Raw genomic sequence first — 25,523 nt, forward strand, 5'->3', positions numbered from 1 at the left:
ATGACGTGGTGTCGTTTTCCCGTAACCCTGTTATCGCTGTGGCTGGCAGGTTGTGCTGTCGGGCCGGATTATCAGGCGCCCGAACCGCAAACGCCTGCGCGCTGGAACGATCCGGGTGATAACGCGGTAAAATCGCAAACCTCTTCGCAGGCGGTGAATCCGCGCTGGTGGACCACCTTCCAGTCGCCGCAGTTGAACAGCCTGATTGAGCGGGCGATTAAAGATAATCTCTCGCTCCAGCAAACGGTGCTGCGCATTGCCGGTGCGCGCGAGCAGATTAACCAGGCGGGCGGCGCGTTTCTGCCAGCGGTTAATGGTTCGCTGAAAGCGACCCGCCAACAGTTGGGCATTGAAGGCGAGCTGAAATCCCACAACGTGGAAGGCCAGTTGCAGGACGCCGACCCGGCAATCAGTGGGGCGCTCGGAGCGCTTACTCAACCAGTGAATCTCTATCAGGGCAGTTTCGACGCGCAGTGGGAGCTGGATCTGTGGGGCAAAGTGCGGCGCCAGGTAGAAGCCGCGACAGCGCAGCAACAACAGGCAATTGAACAGCGTAACGATGCGCTGGTATCGCTGGAAGCGGAAGTGGCACGCGCGTGGCTGCAACTGCGCGGTGCGCAGAACATCATCAGTACACTGAAAACACAAATCGACAGCGCGCAGCAGACATTTACGCTAACTGAAAACCGGCAAAAAGGCGGGCTTTCACCTCAACTGGATGTGGAAAACGCCCGCGCGCAGGTCGGCAATCTGGAAGCGCAACTCCCGCAATATGAGGCGCAGGAGCGCCAGGCGATGAACGCGTTAGCTATCCTGCTTGGTAAACCGCCCGGCGCGCTGGACAGCGAGTTGCGCAATGCGCAGCCGTTACCCGCGCTACCGGACATTGTGCCCACCGGCATTCCGTCGACGCTGGCGCGCCGTCGCCCGGATGTCCGCGAAGCGGAAGCCAGCCTGCATGCGGCGACGGCACAGATTGGCGTGTCGGTGGCACAGTTGTTCCCCAGCTTGTCATTGAGCGGCCAGTTTGGTCTGCGCAACAGCGAAACTAACTGGCTTACTGACTGGAGCAGCCATTTTTATAGCTTCGGCCCGCAGATTTCGATTCCCATTTTCCAGGGCGGGCGGCTGGTATCGAGCGTCAAGCTGGCGCGCGCAGAGCAGGGCGCGGCGGTGCTGAACTATCGTCAGACGGTGCTCAGTGCGCTGGGCGATGTGGAAAATGCGCTGGTCAGTTACCGTGCCGATCAGCAGCGGGAAGCGGGGCTGGATAAAACGCTCAGTGCGCTGCAAAACGCCTTCTCACTTGCCACCGACAGTTACCGTCAGGGGATCGCCAGCTTTATCGATGTACTGGATGCACAACGCCAGCTGGCGCAGGCCAGCCAGCAGCGCGAGCAGGCGCGGGTACAAAGTAGCCTCGATCTGGTGGCGTTGTATAAAGCGCTCGGCGGCGGCTGGGAACCGTATCAGAATGTGCAACTGCCTGATTACAAAGTCTTTGGTGAAGCGCCGCGCGGATAATCAGAGAATTGGGCAAGAAACAGGCAGGATCCTCACATTCGCCGCCGCAGAGGATTGCGTATAACTGTCTGCGTCAACTAAACAGATGAGGAGACGCCATCATGCGCTACAAAAAACTGGGCAATACCGGACTGTTTGTTTCTGAACTGTGCCTCGGCACCATGACGTTTGGGGGTGACGACAGCGAGAGCATGTGGAGCAAAATCGGCCAGTTGCAACAGGCGCAAGCCGAGCAACTGGTCGGCAGCGCGCTCGATGCCGGCATTAACTTTATCGACACCGCGAACGTCTATTCCGACGGGCGTTCGGAGGAGATCACTGGCCAGGCGCTGAAAAACCTGAAAGTGCCGCGAGAAAATGTCATCGTCGCCACCAAAGTGTTTGGCGAAACCGGCACCGCCGGGGTGAACTCGCGCGGCAGTTCGCGTTATCACATCATGAATAGCGTGAAAGAGAGCCTCAAGCGCATGCAACTGGATCATATTGATCTCTACCAGTTGCACGGTTTTGATCCGGCCACACCTATCGAAGAGACGCTTTACGCGCTGGATAACCTCGTCCAGCACGGCCATGTTCGCTATATCGGCGTCTCTAACTGGGCGGCGTGGCAAATCGCCAAAGCGCTGGGGATTTCGGAGCGTCTAGGGCTGGCACGCTTTGCTTCGCTTCAGGCTTACTACACCATCGCCGGTCGCGATCTGGAACGTGAACTGGTGCCGATGATGCAGAGCGAAGGCGTCGGTTTAATGGTCTGGAGCCCGCTGGCGGGCGGCTTGCTGAGCGGTAAATATGGCCGCGACGGTCAGGCGGAAGCCGGTGGACGCCGACTGGCGTTCGATTTCCCGCCGGTGAATAAAGACCGCGCCTTTGATTGCGTCGACGTCATGCGCACCATTGCCGACAGCAAAGGGGTTTCTGTGGCGCAAATCGCGCTGGCCTGGCTGCTGCACCAACCGGTGGTCAGCAGCGTGATTATTGGTGCGAAACGCCCGGAACAACTGGACGATAACATTGCGGCGACGGCTATTCGCCTGAGTGACGACGAACTGCAGCAACTGGATGCCGTGAGCGCTCTGCCGCGTGAATATCCCGGCTGGATGTTTGAGCGCCAGGGAGAATACCGCCGTAACCAGCTAAAACAACAGTAATTATCTCTCCTGCCAAACGCGACGCTCATCCCGTCGCGTTTTTCTTTTCTTTCGAATAGCGTCACAAAATCGCATCGTCCCTTTTGCCCATTTTTTCGCCGTTATCTATATGACTAGTCATATATTAAAAATGACTAGTCATGGAGCAGCGAGATGAACAAAACGTTACCGGGCGGATTTTTATGGGGCAACTCCGTATCCAGCATGCAGACCGAAGGCGCGTGGAATGAGGGCGGGAAGGGGATGTCGGTCTACGATATTCGCGAAGCCAGCGAATTTGCCTCCGACTGGAAAGTCGCCACCGATTCCTACCACCGCTATCAGGAAGATTTCGATCTGATGCAGGATCTCGGCATGAATTGCTACCGCTTTCAGATTTCCTGGAGCCGCGTTTGCCCGCAGGGCGATGGTGAGTTCAACGACGAGGGCATCGCCTTTTATGACCGCTTTATCGACGATCTGCTGGCGCGCGGCATTGAACCGATGATCTGCCTGTATCACTTTGATATGCCGCTGGCGTTGGCCGAGCAGTACAACGGTTTTGCCGACCGGCGCGTGCAGGATGCTTTTGTGCGCTACGGCAAAAAGATGATCGACTGCTTTGGTAGCCGGGTGAAGTACTGGCTGACGTTTAACGAGCAGAATATTTACCACATGCCAGGCGCGTTTCAGGTTGGCGGCTATCTGAAAGGCGAGAAAACCCTGCGCGAGCTTTATCAGATTCAGCACCATGTGATGATGGCGCATGTGCTGCTGACCCATTATCTGCACGCTACCCAGCCCGGAAAATTAATGGGCGGCATGCTGGCGCACCAGTTGGTTTACCCGGCGACCTGCAAACCGCGCGATGTGTTTTGCGCCACGCAATACGATGAATTCCTCAATCAAAACTTACTGCGCGTCTATGCCGGGCAGGGTTACAGCCCGGAAGTGCTGGCGGTGGTCGACAGGGAAGGTTTCCGCGATATCTACCGCGATGAGGATCTGGCGGAAATCGCGCGGGTCAAAAACGATTTTATGGCGTTTAGCTACTACGCCAGTAAAACCCTCGACAGCGATGCCATTGCGCCGGGAACACCGGTCAATTATTTCCTGCAACAGGGTGATAAAGCGAACCCGTATCTCGACGCGACCGAATGGGGCTGGCAAATCGACCCGCTCGGTTTTCGCGCCATTATCACCCGGTATTACAACGACTGGCGCTTGCCGGTGTTCCCGATTGAAAACGGCATCGGGGTGATTGAAGCGTGGGACGGCGTTAACCCGATTGAGGACGATTACCGCATTGCTTATCACCGCGACCATATCCAGGCGATGCAGGACGCCATCTTTGAGGACGGCGCACAGGTGTTGGGCTATCTCGGTTGGGGCCTGATCGACATTCTCAGTTCGCAGGGCGATATGCGTAAGCGCTACGGCGTGGTGTACGTCAACCGCGAAAACCACGACCTGAAAGATTTAAAACGCGTACCGAAAAAGAGCTATCGCTGGCTGCAACAGCTGATTCGCAGCAACGGCCGCGACATGTAAGTAACGATTGAGAGGGTAGCCGCAATGTCTGACAGCAACATCACGCCGAAAATGCAGTCATTCGTCGACAAGTTTGTGGAGTTCTCCGCCAGGCTGGCAAACCAGGTGCATCTGCGATCGCTGCGTGACGCGTTCGCGGCGGTGATGCCAATTTTTATCCTCGCCGGGCTGGCCGTGTTGATTAATAACGTGGTTTTCCCCTGGGTGCTGGAGGGGGAGACGCTGGCGCGATTTAAAGTGTGGGGCGAGGCGGTGATCAACGGCACGCTGAATATCGCTGCGTTATTGATTGCGCCAATGACGGCCTGGTCGCTGGCGCGCAATAAGAACTTTGACAACCCGGTGTCGGCGGTGGTCATTGCGCTCTCCAGTTTTATCATCATGATGCCGATGCAGCTGGATGTGGTACCCGTTGGCGGTAAAGCGACGGTGAGCGTGACGCAGATGCTGGCTTTCACCAACATTGGCACGACGGGGATTTTCGCCGGGGTGATTATTGGTTTGCTCTCCACAGAGCTGTTTATCCGCGTTGCCAGCGTGAAGAAATTCTCTATCTCGCTCGGGGAAAATGTGCCCTCGGCGGTGGGGCAATCTTTCTCTTCGCTTATCCCGGCAATTATAACCTTGTCGCTGTTCGCCATTGTCGCGGCGCTGCTGGCGAACCTGTTGCACACGGATCTGATTCACCTCATCACCACGCTTATCCAACAGCCGCTGCGGCAGATTAATACCAGTTTACCAGGCACGCTGTTTATCTACAGTTTTGGTAACTTTCTGTTTACGCTCGGGATTCACCAGACGGTGGTTAACGGCGTGATCCTTGAACCACTGCTGCTGATTAACACCAACGAGAACATGCTGGCGTTTGCCAACGGGCAGCCAATTCCGCATATCATCAACAGTATTTTTGTGCCTACTTTCGGCATGATTGGCGGCACCGGCAGCACCCTTTCGTTACTTATCGCCATCTTTATCTTCGCGAAGCAGCAGTCGGCGAAGCAGGTGGCGCGCCTCGCCATCTCGCCTGGCTTATTCAATATTAATGAACCGGTGATTTTTGGTCTGCCCATCGTCTTTAACCTGCCGCTGATGATCCCGTTTGTGCTGCTTCCGGCGCTGGGTATCTGGTTTGCCTGGCTTTGTACCTCGCTCGGTTGGATCTCGCGCTGTGTGGTGATGATCCCGTGGACAACGCCGCCGATTTTAAGCGCCTGGCTGGCCACCGCAGGCGACTGGCGGGCAGTGGTGGTTCAGTTGATAATCATCATCTTTGGTGTATTCTTCTACCTGCCTTTCCTCAAAATTGCCGAGAGAGTGGCCTTAAGAAACAACGGGATAGACTAAAAATGAAGGAAGGCTATGGCGGCAAAATACATCACTATCGCGCGGGAAATTAAGCGGCGTATTCTCAGCCAGCAGTACGCCGCCAGCGCGCCATTACCGGATCAGTTCGCGCTGGCAGCGGAGTTCGCCACCAGCCGCATGACCATTCAGCAGGCGATGCGCCAGTTGATCGTGGAAGGTCTGGTTTATACCCGTCAGGGTCAGGGCACGTTTATCCGCAAGAATTTCCTGCAACTGTCGCGCTGGGATCTGCCCGGCAGCGACTATTTTGGCGCCACCAAAACCTGGGAAAACGTCGGCGAAGTGACCAGTAAAATTATCCGCTTCGAGCTGCGTTTTCCCACGGAAAAGGAGCAGGCCTCGCTGCTGGTGGGGCCGGATGACCCGGTGTATGACTTTATTCGCCTGCGCTTGCTGGAAGGTGAACCGATGTCGCTGGAGTTTACCCTGATGCCGGTGAACCTGGTGCCGGGGTTAAACCGTGGGCATCTCGAAAGCTCGGTGTTTCGCTACGTGCAGGACGATCTGGCGCTGAAGATCATGGGCTCATACCGCATTGTGCGCGCGTTAAAACCCTGGGCGGAAGATAAGCAGTATCTGAACTGCGAAGAGACCGACCCGGTGCTGGAAGTGGAGCAGGTGATTTATCTGGAAGATGGCACGCCGCTGGAGTATGCCCATTGTCATTATCGCTACGATCACGGCGGCATTATTGTGGTGAATCACGGATAAAAAAAGCGGAGCCATTGCTCCGCTTTTTTATGCTATCAACCGCAATCAGTTCAGACGTACCGGCATACCGGAACGGTTCTGAATCGCCTGATCGACCACGTTGGAATCAACATCAGACTGGTTGGTCACGGCCTGCACCGCTTTGGTCAGCGCAATCGGCACAATCTCACCACCGGTGAACTGCGCTTCCGTGGTGGACAGCGGGTTGTGAACTTCGATGTAACGGCTGCCATCCGGCTCGGTGGTCGCTTTTACCGGCTCATCAATAAACTGTACGCGCGTACCGACCGGCACGTTTTCGAACAGGAATTTAATGTCGTCGTTGCGCAGACGCACACAGCCGTGGCTCACGCGCAGGCCGATACCGAAGTTAGCGTTGGTGCCGTGAATGGCGTACAGGCGGCCAATATAGAGCGCGTACAGGCCCATCGGGTTATCCGGGCCAGCCGGTACAACCGGCGGCAGCGGTTGACCCATCGCTGCATATTCTGCATGCATTTTCGCCGTCGGCGTCCAGGTCGGACCGGCTTTTTTACGTTCTACTTTGGTGGTCCAGGCAATCGGGGTGTCTTTACCCAACTGGCCGATACCGATTGGCAGCACGATCACCGTGTTGGTGCCTTTCGGATAGTAGTAGAGGCGCATTTCCGCACTGTTGATCACGATCCCTTCGTGAACCGTATCCGGCAGGATCAGCTGCTGTGGAACGTTCATCACAGTGCCGCCTTTCGGCAGGTAGGCATCAATGCCCGGGTTTGCTTCCAGCATGTTGGACAGACCCATTTGATATTCAGCCGCAAAATATTCCAGCGGTTGGCTATTGCCTTCCGGAATAGTAACGACCTGGTTCTGACCGATCAGACGACTGCCATCAGTCGGCAGCGGATATGTAACAGCAGACGCGCTTTTGCAAAATCCCACGACAGCAAACGCCGCCGCTAAAAGGGTTGTTAATTTCATGTTCATCTTATGCAAGACTTATTGCCACACTGGCCGTTGGGTTGAGAATGCAGGAAGCGCATTATATGTGCATTCCACCGTCCAGGGAATTCAGATGTGTACGAAATCACACTTTTTTCCCTTTGCTTGCAGTTTAGTGGCCTGACACCAGGCAGGAATCTAATTCGGAATTGTGGCATAATAGGGTGTTTGTCACATATTTCAGGATACCTCTGTGTTAGTCACCAGCAACGTCACCATGCAATTCGGCAGCAAGCCGCTGTTCGAAAATATCTCCGTCAAATTTGGCGGCGGCAACCGTTACGGCCTGATCGGGGCTAACGGGAGTGGTAAATCCACCTTTATGAAAATCCTCGGCGGCGATTTAGAGCCGACGTTGGGTAACGTCTCTCTCGATCCGAATGAGCGCATCGGTAAGCTGCGCCAGGATCAGTTCGCCTTTGAAGAGTTCAGCGTGCTCGACACGGTGATCATGGGCCATGCGGAACTGTGGGAAGTGAAACAGGAACGTGACCGTATTTATGGTCTCGCGGAAATGAGCGAAGAGGATGGCTACAAAGTGGCCGACCTCGAAGTGCAGTACGGCGAAATGGACGGTTACTCGGCGGAAGCGCGCGCGGGCGAACTGCTGCTCGGCGTTGGGATTCCGGTTGAGCAGCACTACGGCCCGATGAGCGAAATCGCCCCTGGCTGGAAACTGCGTGTGTTACTGGCGCAGGCGCTGTTTGCCAATCCGGACATTCTGCTGCTTGATGAACCGACCAACAACCTGGACATCGACACCATCCGCTGGCTGGAGCAGGTGCTGAACGAACGTGACAGCACCATGATCATCATTTCGCACGACCGTCACTTCCTTAACATGGTCTGTACGCACATGGCGGATCTCGACTACGGCGAGCTGCGCGTTTATCCGGGCAACTATGATGAATACATGACGGCGGCGACCCAGGCGCGCGAACGTCTGCTGGCGGATAACGCCAAGAAAAAAGCGCAGATCGCCGACCTGCAATCGTTCGTCAGCCGCTTTAGCGCGAACGCCTCCAAATCTCGCCAGGCGACCTCACGCGCGCGCCAGATTGACAAAATCAAGCTGGAAGAAGTTAAGGCTTCCAGCCGTCAGAACCCGTTTATCCGCTTCGAACAGGACAAGAAACTGTTCCGCAACGCGCTGGAAGTGGAAGCGCTTAGCAAAGGTTTTGATGAAGGCCCGCTGTTTAAAAACTTCAACCTGCTGCTGGAAGTGGGCGAGAAAATCGCCATTCTGGGTGCGAACGGCGTGGGTAAATCCACCATGCTGAAAACGCTGGTGGGCGAGCTTGAGCCTGATAACGGCACCGTGAAATGGTCTGAAAACGCGCAGATCGGTTACTACGCGCAGGATCACGCCGAAGATTTTGATAACGATCTGACCGTCTTCGACTGGATGAGCCAGTGGAAACAGGAAGGTGATGACGAACAAGCCGTGCGCAGCATCCTCGGTCGTCTGCTGTTCAGCCAGGACGATATCAAGAAACCGGCGAAAGTGCTCTCCGGTGGTGAAAAAGGGCGCATGCTGTTCGGCAAGCTGATGATGCAAAAACCGAACATCCTCGTCATGGACGAGCCGACCAACCACCTCGATATGGAATCCATCGAATCGCTGAACATGGCGCTGGAAATGTACCAGGGCACATTGATCTTCGTTTCCCACGACCGTGAGTTTGTGAGTTCGCTGGCAACCCGCGTGATTGAGATTACGCCGCAGCGCGTCATCGACTTCAGCGGGAACTATGAAGATTATCTGCGTAGTCAGGGTATCGAATAAATTTACCGTCGTTTTACCGTCGTCTTTCACGCGACAGGTGCGTTAGCTGCACCTTCGTACCCCGGTCACTTACTTGTGTAAGCTCCCGGGGCTACGCAGGTTTGCTGCCTTTCTGTCGCGCGAAATACTTAGGTAAATGCTTTACCGCCCTCTCTCACATCACAGGTGCGTTAGCTGCACCTTCGCACCCCGGTCACTTACTTGTGTAAGCTCCTGGGGCTACGCAGGTTTGCCGCCTTCCTGTCGCGCGAAATACTCAGGTAAATCATTTCCCGCTCTTCTTTCACGACAGATGCGTTAGTTACGCTTTCGTATCCCGGTCACTTACTTGTGTAAGCTCCCGGGGCTACTCAGGTTTGCCGCCTTCCTGTCGCGCGAAATACTCAAGTAAATAATCGAAGCAAGCCCGGTAAGCACAATGGCTACCGGGCTTTTCACATTAAGCAAACGTCCACTCGCTGGCCGCAGCGCCATTAATCAGTAACTGGCGTTTTTCACCCGCAGGCAGCGCCACTTTCAGCGCCTGCCAGGCCGGGCGATAGTCGCCGCGCGTGTGTACCTGCAAATCAATGGTGCTGCCCGTGCAGACCATTTCCCACTCCAGCCACAGCGCGTTGCCCTCTTTATAACCCCAGGACTCACCATCGTCCTCAAACAGCAAGCCACCTGAACGCCCGGTGCCTTTTATCGGGAAGAGTTGCAGTTCACGCGTGGTATCCGCGCTGGCATCGACATGCCTGATGCGATCGCTGAGCGGCAGACCGGCACCGGCGCGCACCAGCAATGGCAGCGTTTCCAGCGGCGCATCCAGCGTCACCCACTGGCCAGGCGCATACCAGCAACCGGTGTAAAAATCGTACCAGCCGGTGTCGTTGGCAGGCAGCCAGACGCGGCGCTCGCGCTGGCCGGGTTCGACAACGCTTGCCACCAGAAGATCGCGGCCGAGCAGGAAGTCGTCGCACTCTTCAAACGTCTGCTCGTCATGTTCGTGATCGAGGAACGTCGGGCGCAGCATCGGTTCGTCGTCAGCATGCGCCTGCCACAGCAGTGTGTAGAGGTAAGGCAGCAGGCGGTAGCGCAGTTCTATCGCGCTGCGGATCGTCGGCGTGATCGCCGGGTACATCCACGGTTCGTTCACCGTGTGATCGTCGTTCCAGGAATGGATGGTGAAACGCGGGTGCATCACCCCGTTTTGCACCCAACGCACAAACAGCTCCGCATCCGGTTTATCGCCGGAAAAACCGCCGACATCGTGCCCGACGTTATACAATCCGGACAAACTCATGCCCACGCCCATGCGGATGTTGTAGCGCAGCGTCTGCCAGTTGGTACGGTTATCGCCGCTCCAGGTCTGCACATACCGCTGCATTCCGGCGCAGCCGGAACGGGAAATCAGGTACGGGCGCTTGTGCGGAGCAAATCGCTGCTGCGCTTCCATCGAGGCGCGCATCATAAGTAACGGCATCACCGGGCGAATATGCTTGATGGCAATCTCACAACCAAAACCGTGGCAGCGGGCTTCACCATCCCACACTTCAAACTCGTTGTTATCGTTCCAGGTCGAATCGATACCCATCTCCAGCAACTGCGTGGAGACGCCTTCCTGCCACCAGGCGACAGTCTGCGGGTTGGTAAAGTCAAGGTGTGAGCCTTCGTCGTCCCAGAAACTGGAGCGTTCCGGCGCATCGGTTTCGGAATCACGAATAAACAGACCGCGCTCCGCCACTTCGCTATAACGCGGGTGATCCTGCAACAGACAGGGTTTGATATTCGCCGCCAGTTTCAGGCCCGCATCGTGGAACGCCTGGCTCATCACCTTCGGCTGCGGCACTTTGTCATAGTTCCAGTTAAAGACATAGCGCTTGCCGTTAATCGAGGTGTAGCCGGATGAGAGCTGGAACGAATCGCACGGAATCGCGTGTTCTTCGCACAGACGAATAAAATTCATCAGTTGGTTTTGCGCATCCGGCGCATCGGTGTAATGCATGGTTGAGCCGCTATAACCGAGGCTCCATTTCGGGCCGAACAGCGTTTTCCCGGTGAGGCGCACAAACGCTTTGGTGACATCCAGCACACGCGCGCCGGTAAAAAGGTAGTAATCAATATCGCCCGCTTCCGCTTGCCAGCGGCGATAGGCGGTGTGGTAGTTATCGATCTCGTTACCCAGATCCAGCCAGCAACTGCTGAGGTTGTCATAAAACAGCCCGTAGCTGATATCGTCGCGGCGGGTGAGAGTAAACGGAATATGCTTGTACAGCGGGTCGGTGCTGGCAGCGTTATAGCCCATCGCATCAAGGTTGCGCATCTCATAGCGCTGGCCGTTACGTTGCAGGTTACCCGCTTTCTCGCCGAGGCCGTAGAAACGCTCCTCTTTTTTACGGCTGAGATAGTGCGCCACACCGTCGCCATGAGCGTTAACCAGATACGCGCTGGTCGGGCGATCGCTCGCCAGCCATTGCCACTCGCCTGCGTCGTTACGGTAGTGCCACTCCAGCCACAGCGGCTGATGCACGGTAACACGCAGTTTTGCGCTCTCAATGGTTAATGTCTCGTGCTGCTGCGCCAGCGACCACTGCGGCAGGCTAAAACCGGAAAGATCGTCGCGCGAGCGGCCTTCCCACGGCACGTCATCTTTCGGCGCAATGCTCCAGGTCCGATCCAGCGCCAGCTCGCCTTTACGCTTGAGCAGCACGCGAAACAGGTTCTCTTCCAGCACATACAGGCACAAGGTGTGTTGCCCGTCTACCAGCAGCTCAACATGATGAGCTGCCTGGTTTTGTAACGTCCAGTTCTTCAGGGTTTTCATATCAGACATCCACAATCAGGCGCGTTTTGCGCGTCGTTCAGCAATAAATGCCACCAGGAAAAAAGCGCCAATCAGGTCAAAGAAACCCATGGCAATAAACAGCGGGTTGAAACCAATTTTGTCGGCGGTGACGCCAATCAGCAGTGAGAAGAGGAAGCTGGCGATCCACGCCGCCGAGCCGCGCATGCCGTTCACCGTCGCCATCTGTCCTTTATCGAAGGATTCCACCACCAGCGCACTCAACATGCAGGAGATGATCTGATGGCCAAAACCGCCGATCGAAATCAGCACAATGGTGATGTACGGATCGCGAGTGATGGCGACGATGGCGAGCGAAATCATCAAGAATGCGCCGGTCACCGAGCTGGCAACCACCGAGTTCACGCGCGAGCAGCCAAACCAGCGGGTATAGAGTTTGGTCAGGTAACCACTGGCGACGCTGCCGAGATCGGCGGCGAGGAACGGCAGCCAGGCGAACATGGCGATCTGTTTCAGATCCATACCGTGTTCTTTTGCCAGATAGAGCGGCACCCAGAAGCTCAGCACCGCCCAGGCCGGTTCAGCCATAAACGCCGGGATGGCAATACCGTAAAAACGTTTGTTCTTCGAGACGGTTTTCAGGGCAGTAAAGAAGGGCAGTTTGACTGCGGGTGGCTCATTATCCTGCTGAATAAATGCCAGCTCGTCTTTACTGAGATTCGGGTGTTTGTCCGGGTTGTGGTAAAAGGCCCACCACAAAATCACCCACAGCAGCGCCAGCACACCGGTAAACATAAACGCGCCCTGCCAGCCAAATGAGGCGTGAGCGAAGTAGATAATCGGCGGAGCCAGCATGGCGCCAATCGAGAAGCCCACACCAGCCCAACCGGCAGCCACCGGGCGTTCTGATTTCGGGAACCATTCGCCGATGGTTTTGGCGTTCGCGGGTGTCGCTGCCGCTTCCGATGCGCCCATGGTGAAACGCAAAATCGCCAGATGTACCCAACTGCCCGCGCCGGCGTGGAAAATACAAGCCAGCGCCCAGATGATGGCGCACACCATAAAACCGACTTTCAGGCCAATCACGTCAATCAGCCAGCCACACAGCGGCTGGAAAATGGTGTAAGCCAACTGAAACGCGCCGACAATCCACGAATATTGTTCGGTGGTGATGCCGAGGCTGGTTTTTAATTCCGGTGCCAGTATCCCCAGCGAGTTACGGGTGATGTAGTTCACCGTTACGCCGAATAAGAACAGCACTAACATCCACCAGCGTAATTTTTTGACTATCCGGCGGCTCTTGCTGGCCGCCATTTCATTATTGATCCCCTGGCTCATTCTTTTCTCCGCATATCTTCTTGTAGGGAAGTCGGGGCAAACTCTTGCGGAGTTGTTATACCGCACAGGTTTGCGTGATGATTTATCTGCGTTTTTTTACTTATTGTTTCTACAACTAGTATGGAAGTTGTATGACACGTTTACGTTAGGCGAGAAAAATCGGCAGCTAAAGTGGATTTTGTGCAAGGATTCTCATCAATCAGCGACCATATGCGGCAAAATTCTATTGATGCCATGAATATCAGGCTTCTCGATTCATGAAAATTTTCCCATTTCGGAAACGGAGCAAGATCACAGAATGGATAAAAAGCTCAAAATCAACGAAATTGCCCTGCGTACTAACTTGTCGACCAGCACGGTGTCCCGTGTGCTGGCAGGCAAAGCCAATACCAGTGAAAAAGCGCGTACCGCAGTGCTGGCCTGCGCGCGTGAGCTGGGGGTGATGGAGGGGATTGCCGCCGGGCGGCTGCTGCTGAATAACCTGATTGTTTTCGCACCCCAGCGGGCATTTGATGAGCGTTCCGATATTTTCTATTACCGCGTGATCCAGAGCATTAACAAAGCGCTGGCACCCCATGAAGTACGGCTGCGTTACTGCACGCTGGAAGAGCTGGACAGCGACGCCAATGAATTTCTCGCGCGCATGAACGCCCCGGAAACCCAGGCGGCGATCCTGCTGGGGATTGACGATCCCCATATCCATGACCTGGCGGCCGATATGGGCAAACCCTGTGTGTTAATCAACTGTCGGGACGGGCGCATGCGTTTGCCTTCCATCGCGCCGGATCACCGCACGATCGGCGAATTTGCTGCCAATTATCTGTTCGATATGGGCCACCGCGAGGTGGTGAATGTGATGTGTTTGCGGCGCTACACCATGGATCTGCGTCTTGCGGGCATCAAAGAGGCCTGGCAACGGCGCAATCTGCGTTTTCAAAGTAAGCGGGATTTGATCACCGTTCCCAGTTTTAGTGCCAAAGAAGCGGGGATGCGGGTAGGGGAGTGGCTTGATGATCCGGCGCACAAATCGCCACCTACCGCGTTTCTCGTCGGGGGCGATTTTATGGCTGAAGGCACAGTTCATGCGCTCCAGCAGCGTGGACTGCGTGTGCCGCAGGATGTCTCGGTGATGAGCATTGACGCATTTAACCTGGCGGCGATTCAGGATGTGCCGCTCACCGCGGTGCATGTGCCGCGTGATGAGTTGGGCGTGGAGGCGGTCCATCTGCTGCAACAGCGGTTGATCCGCCCGCAAGCCACCACCGGTTCGCTGTTACTCAACGGCACCCTTGCGGTGCGAGAATCGGTACGGCGGATACGTCCGGGGCAACAACGTACCGCCGTGGAACGAGAAGGGTTGTACGATGCCTAAACCTCGATACCCAGCGCGCGCTTACCATGAATATTCAGGTCGTTCAGCGTAAAGCGGCCTGACCAGTCACTTTCGTAGTTCTCACGCGGGAAATCGCCCGGCGAAGCGCCTTGCTCCAGCGCAACTTTCACTTTGCGCGCATACGCAAGGTTTTTCGCGCACAGCGGCGCGGCGGGTATGTACATCACATTCCCCCAGCCTTGCTGGTTTTCCACCGGCGCAACCGAGTGGATCACATCGCAGTGCCACCACACGGAGTCCCCGGCTTCCAGCGCCGGAATGCTGCTCAGGGCCTCCATCAGCAGCGGATGCCACTTCTCCGACACCGGTAATACACGGCCTGGCGCCACGCCGCACAGTTCATCGTCCGGCACATCGTCCAGCAACGGGCGCAACAGGATATAGGCCATCGCTTCCGGGATCGGCACCACATGCAGCAACCCCTGGCCGGGGATCATGTCCGACAACGCCGTCCAGCCCTGGAAGGTGCGGAACACCGAACATTTGGTGGTGTTATCCACCGTGTACTCTTCAACTTCAGTGCGGTGCGCCGCGTTCCACGGGTCATATTCCTCAACTTTGCCGCTAAACACGCTGGCAAACACACGCTGGTAAGCGGGCAGAAGCCAGCGCTCCAGCGCGCCGGAATCCGTATGTGCGCCGAGGCCTTTTGAGGTGGTTCCCGGCGGGCGGCGGCGAATGCGATCCGGGTAGATCACGCTCACATCCGGATCAAACCATTGCTGGCCTTCACTTTCGAAGCGCCAGAGGCGGTTGAGGAAGGCTTGCACGGCGGCCATTTCGTTGCTCTGGCGCGCCTGCATCTGCGCCTGCGACCAGTAAATAGGGTAGATTTCCGGGCGCGAGGCCTCCAGCGTGCCGAAGAAGCTGTCGCCAGGCCCTTTGTACACTTCATCAAAATGGTTCTGGTCGAGGTAATCCAGCATGGCGCGATCCCAGCCCAGCGCCTGCTCGCGCGGGAAATGCCCCTTGATGACCGCACAACCGCGCCGCTTAATGAGCGCCCGCTGCGCCTCGCTGACCTTACCTTGCGCAATGTCGCTGTAGGCGATCTGTGGCCACACGGATTTGCCCTGGGCTTTAAGGGCATTGATATCGGCTACACGGGTGGCAATCTGCTCACTCAGGCGGTTAAACACCTGCTGTACGTCGCCGATCTGCGCGCGCAGTTCCTGTTTCATCTGACGAATCGATGCTTTGTGATCGATGGGCAGCGTTTCACTGGTAAAAGCCATGTTGAACCTCGCATTCTTTCATTCGAAAGTTATTTAGCTTGCAAGTGATAAAATAAGTTAAAAAGAAGTTAATGCAAGTTTAAAAAGTTGATGGGGAGCACAAAGCGGAAAAGTAGCAACAGGAAGGGCCGGAGCGGGCGCTCCGGCGGAGGATCAGCAATCGAATGGCGCGGTGTGATCAAGCACGGCCTGAATCACATTCAGGGCGCCGTGGTGGTTATTGTCATCGGTCTGATGACGGGCAATGGCTTTAATGGCCTCGCTGGCGTTGCCCATGGCGAACGAGAAATCGGTCATGCGCAGCATTTCCGCGTCGTTACCGCTGTCGCCAATAGTGACGCACTGTTGCGGTGAGATGCCCCAGCGTTTAAGCAGGCGCGTAATGCCGTTGGCTTTATGCAGACCCGGGATTATCAAATCGACAAAACCAAAACCGCTGGTGACTGGCTTCATGATGCCGTCGAGCGAGACATGCAAGGCGTCGATCAGTTGCGGGATGTCGCTGTCCGGCAAGTTCAGCGAAAACTTGAACAGGGTATCGTCAATCTGCTGAAAATCGCGTACCGGCTTTAAGCGGTAATAGTGTTTCGACATCAGATCGACGAACTCTGCCGGAGCGTTTTCGCTTACGTACGCGCTTTCCAGGCCGCAGGCAACAAAGTTGAGGCTACTGTCTTTTAACAGTTCGCCAATCACCACCTGCGCTTCGTGGCGGGTCAGTTCACCGTGGAACAACTGTTGACCGTGCTCATACACCAGCGCGCCGTTTTCCGCGACGAACGAAATGGTCTCTTTTAGCTCCGGGAAGAAGGAGATCAGCTGGTAATACTGGTTGCCGCTGGCGACAACAAATTCAATATTCCGCTGACGAAGCTGCTCGAATTGCGCCATAAATCGTGTGCGATCGTACTGCTTGGCGTCATCAAGGAAGGTTCCGTCCATATCGGTAACGATAACTTTGACGGTCATACATAGAACTCCTGAATGTAACTGCGACGAGAAACATTCTAGAGATAATGTGAGGGGAAGCACAAATTTTATTTCATTCGAAAGTTTAACCGTCGTCTTTCGAACCGCGGGTGTGTTGACTGCGGCGGTGCACCCCGGTCACTTACTGAGGTAAGCTCCCGGGACTTACCGCCTTCCTGCAATCCGAAATCCATCGGTTAAACAGCCTGGAAGAGCTAAAAAGTCATTTGGGTTGCCGGTGTGGTGCCGGAAAGTAAATGACGGAGTTCCTGTTTTTGGCAGACGGAAAGTAGACCGGGCTTGGTGGGGAAGCCCGGTCATCACCTCATAACGTATGTTCAGTGCGGGCGATAATGTCATCCTGCGCATCTGGCGACAGGGCGGTAAAGAACGCGGAATAACCGGCGACACGCACCACCAAATCGCGATACTGATCCGGGTGTTTCTTCGCCTCCAGCAGCGTTTCGCGCGACACAATGTTGTACTGAATATGCCAGCCTTTGTGCACCTCAAAGAACGTGCGCAGCAGCACCATCAGCTTTTGCTTATCGCCCTCATTTTCCAGCGTCGACGGATTCAGTTTCTGGTTCAGCAGCACTCCACCGAGGATTGCTTCCACCGGCAATTTACCCACCGAACTTATCACCGCCGTCGGCCCCAGATGATCGGTGCCGGAGGCCGGGCTGGCACCCTCCGCCAATGGCGTATGCGCTTTGCGGCCGTCCGGGGTCGCCATCGTCGCCGCACCAAACGGCACGTTCGCGGAAATGGACGACGTTCCGGCGTAATAGTTGCCGCCAATAGGGCCACGACCATAACGCGGGTTGTGATACTGCTTCAGCTCATCGATATAGGTTTGATAGGCACGAACCAGCAGCATATCCACGCTGTCATCATCGTTGCCGTATTTCGGCGCGCTGTTAACCAGCCGCTGGCGCAATTGTTCGTGCGTCAGGCCGTCGAAATCCTCTGCGAGTGCCTGCGCCAGTTGTTGTTGCCCGATAACCCCCTGGTCAAAGACCAGCTTTTTCACCGCCGCGAGGCTGTTACCCAGGTTGGCAATTCCCACCTGCAAGCCGGACACCCAGTCATATTTCGCGCCGCCTTGTTTAATGCTTTTCGCCCGCTCAATGCAGTCATCGACCAGCGCGGAGCAGAGAATATCCGGCACGTTCTCTTCCAGCATGGTGTCGACCACATACTCGATCTCAATCGATTTTCGCGTGTAATAGCGAATCTGCCGATCCCAGGCGTGCATGACCTCTTCGAACGCTTTGAAATTACCCGCCGACATCGCCTGGGTTTGCGGCAGAAAGATTTTGCCGCTGGTGGCATCGCGGCCGCCTTCCAGCGCCGCCAGCATCACGCGGGCGAAGTTAATAAAACTCATGCCGGTACAGCGATAGCCCCATTTGCCGCCAACGGCGGTTTCAATGCAGCCAATGGCTGCGTAATCATAGGCATCGGCGGGTTCCACGCCGAGCTTGATAAATTCGGGAATAACAATTTCATCGTTATTGAACGCGGGCATGCCGAAGCCGCAGCGAATGACCTGTACGCACGCGTCGAGGAAGTCGTTGCTCATGCCGGCGTGGTAACGCACGCTCAGGTTCGGCTGGGTGGAACGCAGGCGTCCGCAGGATTCCAGAATCGCGTAAGAGAGCGGGTTGACGGCATCGCGCGCTTCACCGTTGTGCCACTGCTGACCGCCGATGGTGACGTTCTGGTACAGCGGGCTACCCGCCGAGGCTTTCGAATGCGAGCCGGAACGAATTTTGTTCACTTCCAGCAGTTTCAGCCAGCAACTGTGCAGCAGCTCAATGGCCTGTTCGCGGGGCAGAGACTGTTGCAGTTCCACATCGCGGCGATAGTACGGATACAAATACTGATCCATGCGGCCGAAAGAGACCGAATGCCCGTTGGATTCAATCTGCAAAATCAGCTGGATAAAGTAGCAAAGCTGCAATGCCTGCCAGAAGGTACGCGGCGGTTCGTGGGCGATAATCAGGCAGTTTTCTGCTATCGCCAGCAGCTCATCGCGGCGGTTTTGCCGTGCCTCTTCCCCGGCCATCTGGCGCGCCAGATCGGCAAAGCGTTCGATATGCAGGCTCACGGCGTCCAGTACAATATCAATCGCTTTTAAGAACTGCTCCCCGTGCAGATCGTCGAGTACCGTCAGGTTGATGCGTGTCCGGCGTTCATCCACTTTGTGACGCAGCCCGTCTAGACCGAGCTCCAGCAGCAGCGGGAAGTTCACCGCCAGGTGCGCGTCGCCAGAGGTCATGTTGCCTTCAGCTTTGATAATGCCGGTTTCCAGCAGCGCTTTTTGTTCGTCAGTAAACATGCCGTAGCAGCGGTCCTGCACTGTCTGTCCGCGCCACCACGGGCAGATCGCATGCAGCACGCGTTTGTTCTCTTCGCTCACCGCAAAGCCAGCACCGGGGCGGTCGGCGAGGTCGTCGATCTCTTTTTCGATCCACGAAACGGTGTATTCCGGGAAGATCGGCGCGGCGCGTACTTCGCTTGCCTGGTTACCGATAATCAGCTCGTCATGTTTGATCCAGATAGTACGTTCGGCCAGGTGATGCGCCAGCGCCAGCGCACGGCGTACCGGCAGCGGTTTGTCCATATTCTGCTGGTAAACCTGCGTGTAATGCCGGGCGCGCTCGGTGCAAACCGGTGGCTTCACAATATGCACCAGCGCGGTTTTGTGCTTTTTGATGCGGTCAGTTAGCGTGTTGAGTTGCAGCGTGGTCATGGTTCTATCCTCGTAATGTCGCCGTCAGCCCTTTACGGCAGGCGCAATCCTGCGCAAACGCCAGCAGTTGCGGGGCGTCGAGCGGCTTCTCTGGGGCGGTGTAGGGTTCGCCGAGCAGGTGATACTTATTCATGCCCAGCGTGTGGTAAGGCAAAAAATGAATATCGCTGACCTTCAGCTCATCAGCGGCGAAAGCGGTAATGGCGCTTATGGAAGCGTGATCGGCATTAAAACCGGGGATCAGCGGTACACGGATGGTGAGTTTTTTCCCCTCCTGCGCCAGCCGTTTCAGCTTATCCAGCACGCGTTTTGCCGAGCCGCCGGTCCACTGGCGAAAGGCGGACTCATCGACATGTTTTAAATCGGCGAGAAACAGATCAACAAAGGGCAGGGATGGTTCGATATAGCGCCACGGCACATGCAGGCAGGTTTCCACTGCCGTATGAATGCCGTGCTGATGGCTGCTCTGGAACAGTTGCAGCGCCAGTTGCGGGTTCAGAAACGGCTCGCCGCCGGAAAGGGTGATGCCGCCGCCGCTGCGGTCATAAAAGGGTTTATCGCGCAAAACGGTAGCCATGATATCACTCACATCAGGCGTTTCACCGCAGACACTCAGCGCCTGTGTCGGGCAGCAATCGGTAAGTGCATCCAGTTGCACATCATCAAGTTTTTCGCGGTGGATAACCAAACCGTTTGCCGCGCGTTCAATGGCTTGTGGCGCGGCGTGCTGGCATAAATCACACCCCGCAAGGCACAAACGGTTGTCAAACAGCAGATCGCGCGTGCGGCTGCGGCTCTCCGGGTTCTGGCACCAGCGGCAGCTTAACGAGCAGCCTTTCAGGAACACGACAGTGCGAATACCTGGGCCGTCGTGAGTGGAATAGCGCTGGATGTTGAAGATCATCATTTATCTCCATATATTTCATATGGAGATTAAATTACTTTCGAATGAAAGTTACTGTGACGAATATCGATCTTTTATCGCGACGCCGGATGACGTTACGCCATCCGGAAAAAGAGGGGAGATTACTGCCCGCAGACGTCGCAGCCAGGGTTGCGCAGCAGTTTCATTTCGCGGAACTGGCAGGTCATCGCGTCGTACATCACGATTTTCCCCGCCGCAGGCGTACCGTAATCCGTCAGCACTTTAATGGCTTCCATCGCCTGCAATGAACCAATCACCCCGACCAGCGGCGCCATAACGCCCGCTTCGACACAGGTCAGCGCGTTATCGCCAAACAGACGGCTCAGGCAGCGGTAGCATGGGTCGTTTTCGCCCCAGGTAAAGACGCTGATCTGGCCTTCCATGCGAATGGCTGCGCCGGAAACCAGCGGTACGCGATGCTGGAAACAGCCCGCGTTGAGCTGGTTACGAATCGCGACGTTATCGGTGCAATCCAGCACCACATCATGTGCGGCAATCTGTGCCAGCAGCGCCGTGTCGTCAAGCAGGGCGTTGATGGCGGTGTAGTGCACATTCGGGTTGATGCGCAGTAATGATTCACGCGCCGAATCCACTTTTGCCACGCCGATATCCGCATCGCTGTGCAGCGTCTGGCGTTGCAGGTTGGAGAGTGCAACTGTATCAAAATCGAGCAGCGTCATCTGCCCGACGCCTGCCGCCGCCAGATATTGCGCTGCGGCACAGCCCAGCCCACCAAGGCCGACCACCAGCACACGCGCGGCTTTTAACCGCTCCTGGCCGTCGAAATCAAAACCGCGCAGAATAATTTGCCGGTTATAACGCATCATCTCCGCGTCGCTGAGTTCTTCAGCCATCGTTAGCCTCCGAAGAGATGGTTAAACATCTCGACATCCACCCATTCACCGGCTTCGACATTGCCACGTTCGCGCTCCAGCACCACAAAGCAGTTGCCCTGGCTAAAGGAGCTGAAAATATGTGAACCCTGGTGTCCGGTGCTGCGCACTTCCAGCGTGCCATCGTCGCCACGGCTTAACACACCGCGCTGGAAATCGAGACGCCCTGGGGACTTTTTCAGGCGCTCCATCGCCCGGGCGCGAAAACGCAGCGGCTGGGCATTGGCGGTGTTACCACTCAGTTTCGCCAGCAGCGGCTGAACCAGTTGATAAAAGGTGAGCGTCGCGGAAACCGGATTGCCCGGCAGGCCGCAGAACCAGCTGTTTTTGAGCTTACCGAAGGCGAACGGTTTACCCGGCTTGATCGCCAGTTTCCAGAACGCGATTTCGCCCAGTTCATCGAGAATGGTTTTGGTGTAATCGGCTTCGCCCACCGACACACCGCCGGAACTCAGCACCACATCGGCCTGGCTATCGGCAGCAATAAAGGTGTCGCGCAGTTTCTGCGGGTCATCCGGCACGATGCCAAGGTTAATCACCTCATAACCGAGCTGGCTCAGCATCAGGTGAACGGACAAGCGGTTGGTATCGTAGATTTGTCCGTCAGCCAGCGGCTGGCCCGGCAGTTGCAGTTCATCGCCGGTGGAGAACAGCGCCACGCGCACTTTGCGCAGCACGCTGACATCGGCAATGCCCAGCGAAGCAATAACCGGCAGCTCGGCGGCGGTCAGTTTTGTACCCGCCGCAAAAACGCTGGCGCCTTGTCGAATATCTTCCCCCGCGCGGCGAATATTCTGGTTAGCCCGTACCCCGGCGGTAAAACGAATACCGTCATCGGTCTGTTCTGTCTGTTCCTGCATCACTACCGCGTCGCATCCGGCGGGGATCGGCGCGCCGGTCATAATGCGTATGCACGTGCCTGCTGGCCACTCGCCGTCGAAGGGCTGCCCGGCAAACGCTTTACCCGCCACCGGCAGGGCGTTGCCACTTTGTACCTCCGCCAGCCGCACGGCGTAGCCGTCCATCGCCGAGTTATCAAAACCCGGAACGTTCAGCGGAGAGATAATATCGTGCGCCACCACGCGGCCAAAGCAGGCCACCAGTGGCAGAGTTTCGCTTTCAGTCAGCGGTGAAATGCGTGACAGCATCTGTGACAGGGCCGTCTCGAGCGAGATCAGGCCATTTGATGATTCCATAGTTAATATCCAGTCAACGCGATGAAGCGGCCATTATGGCAGAAAAGAGAAGGCCTCAACATGCCTTACGCCTACCCCGTTGTAATGACATTGCTTTACATCGTTGTAACGACTTTCTATATTCAGAAATCCCTCCAGGCGCAGAGAAATCCAGGCGGCACAAATGGTTAAAGCGGTAATCGCAATACACGGCGGTGCGGGTGCTATCGGCCGTGCGCAGATGAGCCCGGAAAAAGAGCAACGTTACGTACACGTACTTTCGTCAATTATCGAAACCGGACAGCGTATGCTGGAATCGGGCGTAAGCGCGCTGGATGTGGTGACGGAAGCGGTGCGGCTGCTGGAGGAGTGCCCCTTATTTAATGCCGGTATCGGCGCGGTGTTTACCCGCGATGAAACCCATGAGCTGGATGCCTGCGTGATGGACGGCAACACACTGAAGGCGGGGGCGGTGGCGGGTGTCAGCCGCTTGCGCAATCCGGTGCTGGCGGCGCGTTTGGTGATGGAGCACAGCCCGCATGTCTTTATGATTGGTGAAGGGGCGGAAAAATTTGCCTTTTCCCACGGCATGGAAGCGGTGTCGCCGAGCCTGTTTTCCACCCCGGAACGCTTTGCACAATTAATGGAAGCGCGGGACGCCGGGCACACGGTACTGGATCATGGTTCAGCACCGCTCGATGAGAGCAAAAAATTTGGCACCGTGGGTGCGGTGGCGCTGGATAAGCAGGGCAACCTGGCGGCTGCGACATCGACCGGCGGCATGACCAATAAATTACCGGGCCGCGTCGGCGACAGTCCATTACCTGGCGCCGGATGTTACGCCAATAACGCCAACGTGGCGGTCTCCTGCACCGGCACTGGCGAAGTATTTATCCGCGCGCTGGCGGCTTACGACATCGCTGCGCTAATGGAGTACGGCGGGTTGAGCCTGCAGGAAGCCTGCGACGCCGTGGTGATGGAAAAACTCCCGGCGCTGGGCGGCAGCGGTGGGTTGATTGCAGTTGATCGCGAAGGCAACGTCGCGTTGCCGTTCAACAGTGAAGGGATGTATCGCGCGTGGGGTTACGCGGGCGATGCGCCAAGCGTGGGCATTTATCGTGAATAATGCGAGTGGGATTGAGCGGATGGAAACCGACGCGAACATGGTGCTGGATGTCAGTAATCTGAACGTTGCTTTCAGCCATGACAAGCAACGCATCCCGGCGGTTCGCCATCTCTCCTTTACCCTTAAACGCGGCGAAACACTGGCGATTGTCGGCGAGTCCGGCTCCGGTAAATCGGTTACCGCGCTCGCATTGCTGCGCCTGATTGAGCAGGCGGGCGGCGAAGTGAGCTGCGATCACATGCGTCTGGCCCGGCGTAACCGGCAGAACGTGGAACTCACCCGGCTGAGCGCATCGCAGATGCGCAGCGTGCGCGGCGCGGATATCGCGATGATTTTTCAGGAACCGATGACCTCGCTCAACCCGGTATTTCCGGTGGGCGAGCAGATCGCCGAGTCGATTCGCCTGCACCAGAAACTGGGGCGCGAAGACGCCATGATAGAAGCGCGGCGTATGCTCGATCTGGTACGCATTCCTGAATCCCACGAGATCTTATCCAGCTTTCCACACCAGCTTTCCGGCGGCATGCGCCAGCGCGTGATGATTGCCATGGCGCTCTCCTGTCGCCCGGCGGTGCTGATTGCCGACGAACCGACCACCGCGCTGGATGTCACGATCCAGGCGCAGATCCTGCAACTTATCGCCGTGCTGCAAAAAGAGATGTCGATGGGGGTGATTTTCATCACGCACGATATGGGCGTGGTCGCTGATGTGGCCGACCGCGTACTGGTGATGAACCAGGGCGAAGCGGTGGAAACCGGCAGCGTCGAGCAGATTTTCAATCATCCACAGCATCCCTATACCAGAGCGCTGCTGGCAGCGGTGCCCAAACTGGGGGCGATGCATGGCAGTACGCTGCCGCGCCGTTTTCCGCTGATCTCGCCGAAAAACCCGGCGCATCAGGAAGCGGAAATTGAGCAGGATACGGTCGTGCCGGGCGAGCCGATTTTGCAGGTGCGCGATCTGGTGGCGCGCTTCCCGCTGCGCAGCGGCATTCTTAATCGCGTCACCAAAGAGGTGCACGCTGTGGAAGGGGTGAGCTTTGATCTCTGGCCGGGCGAAACGCTGTCGCTGGTGGGCGAATCCGGCAGTGGTAAATCTACCACCGGGCGCGCGCTGCTGCGGCTGGTGGAGCACCAGAGCGGTTCAATCACCTTTAACGGCGAGCGCATTGATACGCTACCGGATAATAAGATGAAACGGATCCGCCGCGATATTCAGTTTATTTTTCAGGATCCTTACGCCTCGCTGGACCCGCGCCAGACCGTTGGCGACTCGATTATCGAACCGCTGCGGGTGCACAATTTATTGGGTGAGAAAGAGGGACGACAGCGCGTGGAGTGGTTGCTGGAGCGCGTCGGACTGAAGCCGGAACACGCATGGCGCTACCCGCATGAGTTTTCCGGCGGGCAGCGCCAGCGCATCTGCATCGCGCGGGCGCTGGCGCTCAACCCGCGCGTGGTGGTGGCGGATGAATCCGTGTCGGCGCTGGATGTGTCGATCCGCGCGCAAATCATCAATTTACTGCTCGATTTGCAGCGTGAAATGGGCATTGCGTTTCTGTTTATCTCGCATGATATGGCGGTGGTGGAGCGCATCAGCCACCGTGTCGCGGTGATGTACCTCGGGCAAATTGTCGAGATCGGCCCGCGGCAGGCGGTGTTTGAAAACCCGCAGCATCCGTATACACGTAAGTTAATGTCGGCGGTGCCGGTTGCTGACCCTGCGCACCATCATGTGCAGCGTGTGTTGTTGTCTGATGACATGCCCAGCAATATCCGCAAACGCGGCGAGTCAATGCAACGCGTGCAGTTGCAGAACGTGGGGCCGGGACATTTTGTCGCCCGCTCGACGCCCGGTAGCACGCAATCCCGTTTTTAATT

At 56.5% G+C, this 25,523-nt stretch carries 18 protein-coding genes; 9 read left to right on the plus strand and 9 right to left on the minus strand.

What is annotated here, in order from left to right:
• The 5 genes from BN2591_RS12030 (at position 1) to BN2591_RS12050 (ending at position 6,278) form a co-directional block, all read left to right on the plus strand.
• Positions 1 to 1,524, plus strand: coding sequence for an efflux transporter outer membrane subunit (locus tag BN2591_RS12030; RefSeq protein ID WP_086871737.1), 1,524 nt, complete (start codon positions 1 to 3; stop codon positions 1,522 to 1,524).
• 101 nt (positions 1,525 to 1,625) lie between these two features.
• Entirely contained in the window at positions 1,626 to 2,672 is a 1,047-nt protein-coding gene (locus BN2591_RS12035; RefSeq protein WP_086871738.1) for an aldo/keto reductase, read from the plus strand.
• Positions 2,673 to 2,825: 153 nt separating this feature from the next.
• Positions 2,826 to 4,202, plus strand: a complete 1,377-nt coding sequence (locus BN2591_RS12040) for a glycoside hydrolase family 1 protein (protein ID WP_086871740.1) — start codon at positions 2,826 to 2,828, stop codon at positions 4,200 to 4,202.
• 24 nt (positions 4,203 to 4,226) lie between these two features.
• On the plus strand, positions 4,227 to 5,546 hold the full coding sequence (locus BN2591_RS12045) for a PTS sugar transporter subunit IIC (RefSeq protein ID WP_086871742.1): 1,320 nt from the start codon (positions 4,227 to 4,229) through the stop codon (positions 5,544 to 5,546).
• Between the two features lie 15 nt (positions 5,547 to 5,561).
• Complete coding sequence (locus BN2591_RS12050; protein WP_017456037.1) at positions 5,562 to 6,278, plus strand: GntR family transcriptional regulator; 717 nt, start codon at positions 5,562 to 5,564, stop codon at positions 6,276 to 6,278.
• Between the two features lie 45 nt (positions 6,279 to 6,323).
• On the opposite strand, the gene ldtB is transcribed toward BN2591_RS12050, so the two are convergent.
• On the minus strand, positions 6,324 to 7,244 hold the full coding sequence (gene ldtB, locus BN2591_RS12055; protein WP_086871743.1) for a L,D-transpeptidase: 921 nt from the start codon (positions 7,242 to 7,244) through the stop codon (positions 6,324 to 6,326).
• 208 nt (positions 7,245 to 7,452) lie between these two features.
• Between ldtB and BN2591_RS12060 the strand changes: the two genes are divergently transcribed.
• Positions 7,453 to 9,045, plus strand: a complete 1,593-nt coding sequence (locus BN2591_RS12060) for an ABC-F family ATPase (RefSeq protein WP_086871745.1) — start codon at positions 7,453 to 7,455, stop codon at positions 9,043 to 9,045.
• A gap of 439 nt (positions 9,046 to 9,484) precedes the next feature.
• Here the strand turns inward: BN2591_RS12060 and BN2591_RS12065 are convergent, their stop codons facing one another.
• Complete coding sequence (locus BN2591_RS12065; protein WP_086871747.1) at positions 9,485 to 11,851, minus strand: glycoside hydrolase family 31 protein; 2,367 nt, start codon at positions 11,849 to 11,851, stop codon at positions 9,485 to 9,487.
• Between the two features lie 15 nt (positions 11,852 to 11,866).
• Positions 11,867 to 13,168, minus strand: a complete 1,302-nt coding sequence (locus BN2591_RS12070) for an MFS transporter (protein WP_086871749.1) — start codon at positions 13,166 to 13,168, stop codon at positions 11,867 to 11,869.
• Positions 13,169 to 13,466: 298 nt separating this feature from the next.
• Here BN2591_RS12070 and BN2591_RS12075 point away from each other — a divergent pair, with 298 nt between their 5' ends.
• Positions 13,467 to 14,540, plus strand: a complete 1,074-nt coding sequence (locus tag BN2591_RS12075) for a LacI family DNA-binding transcriptional regulator (protein WP_086871751.1) — start codon at positions 13,467 to 13,469, stop codon at positions 14,538 to 14,540.
• Here the strand turns inward: BN2591_RS12075 and BN2591_RS12080 are convergent.
• The 6 genes from BN2591_RS12080 to moeA all read right to left on the minus strand — a co-directional run bounded on the left by BN2591_RS12080 (position 14,537) and on the right by moeA (position 22,537).
• Entirely contained in the window at positions 14,537 to 15,796 is a 1,260-nt protein-coding gene (locus tag BN2591_RS12080) for a DUF1479 domain-containing protein (RefSeq protein WP_086871753.1), read from the minus strand. The genes BN2591_RS12075 and BN2591_RS12080 overlap by 4 nt on opposite strands.
• Before the next feature lie 153 nt (positions 15,797 to 15,949).
• Positions 15,950 to 16,765: a Cof-type HAD-IIB family hydrolase gene (locus tag BN2591_RS12085; protein ID WP_086871755.1), complete on the minus strand. Its 816-nt coding sequence runs from the start codon at positions 16,763 to 16,765 to the stop codon at positions 15,950 to 15,952.
• A 325-nt stretch (positions 16,766 to 17,090) separates the two neighbouring features.
• Positions 17,091 to 19,523: a formate C-acetyltransferase/glycerol dehydratase family glycyl radical enzyme gene (locus BN2591_RS12090; protein ID WP_086871757.1), complete on the minus strand. Its 2,433-nt coding sequence runs from the start codon at positions 19,521 to 19,523 to the stop codon at positions 17,091 to 17,093.
• Between the two features lie 4 nt (positions 19,524 to 19,527).
• Complete coding sequence (locus BN2591_RS12095) at positions 19,528 to 20,427, minus strand: glycyl-radical enzyme activating protein (RefSeq protein ID WP_086871759.1); 900 nt, start codon at positions 20,425 to 20,427, stop codon at positions 19,528 to 19,530.
• Positions 20,428 to 20,549: 122 nt separating this feature from the next.
• On the minus strand, positions 20,550 to 21,302 hold the full coding sequence (moeB, locus tag BN2591_RS12100; RefSeq protein WP_086871761.1) for a molybdopterin-synthase adenylyltransferase MoeB: 753 nt from the start codon (positions 21,300 to 21,302) through the stop codon (positions 20,550 to 20,552).
• Between the two features lie 2 nt (positions 21,303 to 21,304).
• Positions 21,305 to 22,537: a molybdopterin molybdotransferase MoeA gene (moeA, locus tag BN2591_RS12105; RefSeq protein ID WP_086871764.1), complete on the minus strand. Its 1,233-nt coding sequence runs from the start codon at positions 22,535 to 22,537 to the stop codon at positions 21,305 to 21,307.
• Between the two features lie 163 nt (positions 22,538 to 22,700).
• Here moeA and iaaA point away from each other — a divergent pair, with 163 nt between their 5' ends.
• Both iaaA and gsiA read left to right on the plus strand, forming a co-directional pair.
• The gene (gene iaaA / locus BN2591_RS12110; protein ID WP_086871766.1) at positions 22,701 to 23,642 is read left to right on the plus strand and encodes a beta-aspartyl-peptidase; all 942 of its coding nucleotides are present in this window, start codon (positions 22,701 to 22,703) and stop codon (positions 23,640 to 23,642) included.
• 19 nt (positions 23,643 to 23,661) lie between these two features.
• Positions 23,662 to 25,521, plus strand: a complete 1,860-nt coding sequence (gsiA, locus tag BN2591_RS12115) for a glutathione ABC transporter ATP-binding protein GsiA (protein WP_167372803.1) — start codon at positions 23,662 to 23,664, stop codon at positions 25,519 to 25,521.
• The last annotated feature ends 2 nt before the right edge of the window (positions 25,522 to 25,523 follow it).

Source organism: Kosakonia pseudosacchari, from assembly GCF_900184035.1.
GTDB lineage: Bacteria > Pseudomonadota > Gammaproteobacteria > Enterobacterales > Enterobacteriaceae > Kosakonia > Kosakonia pseudosacchari.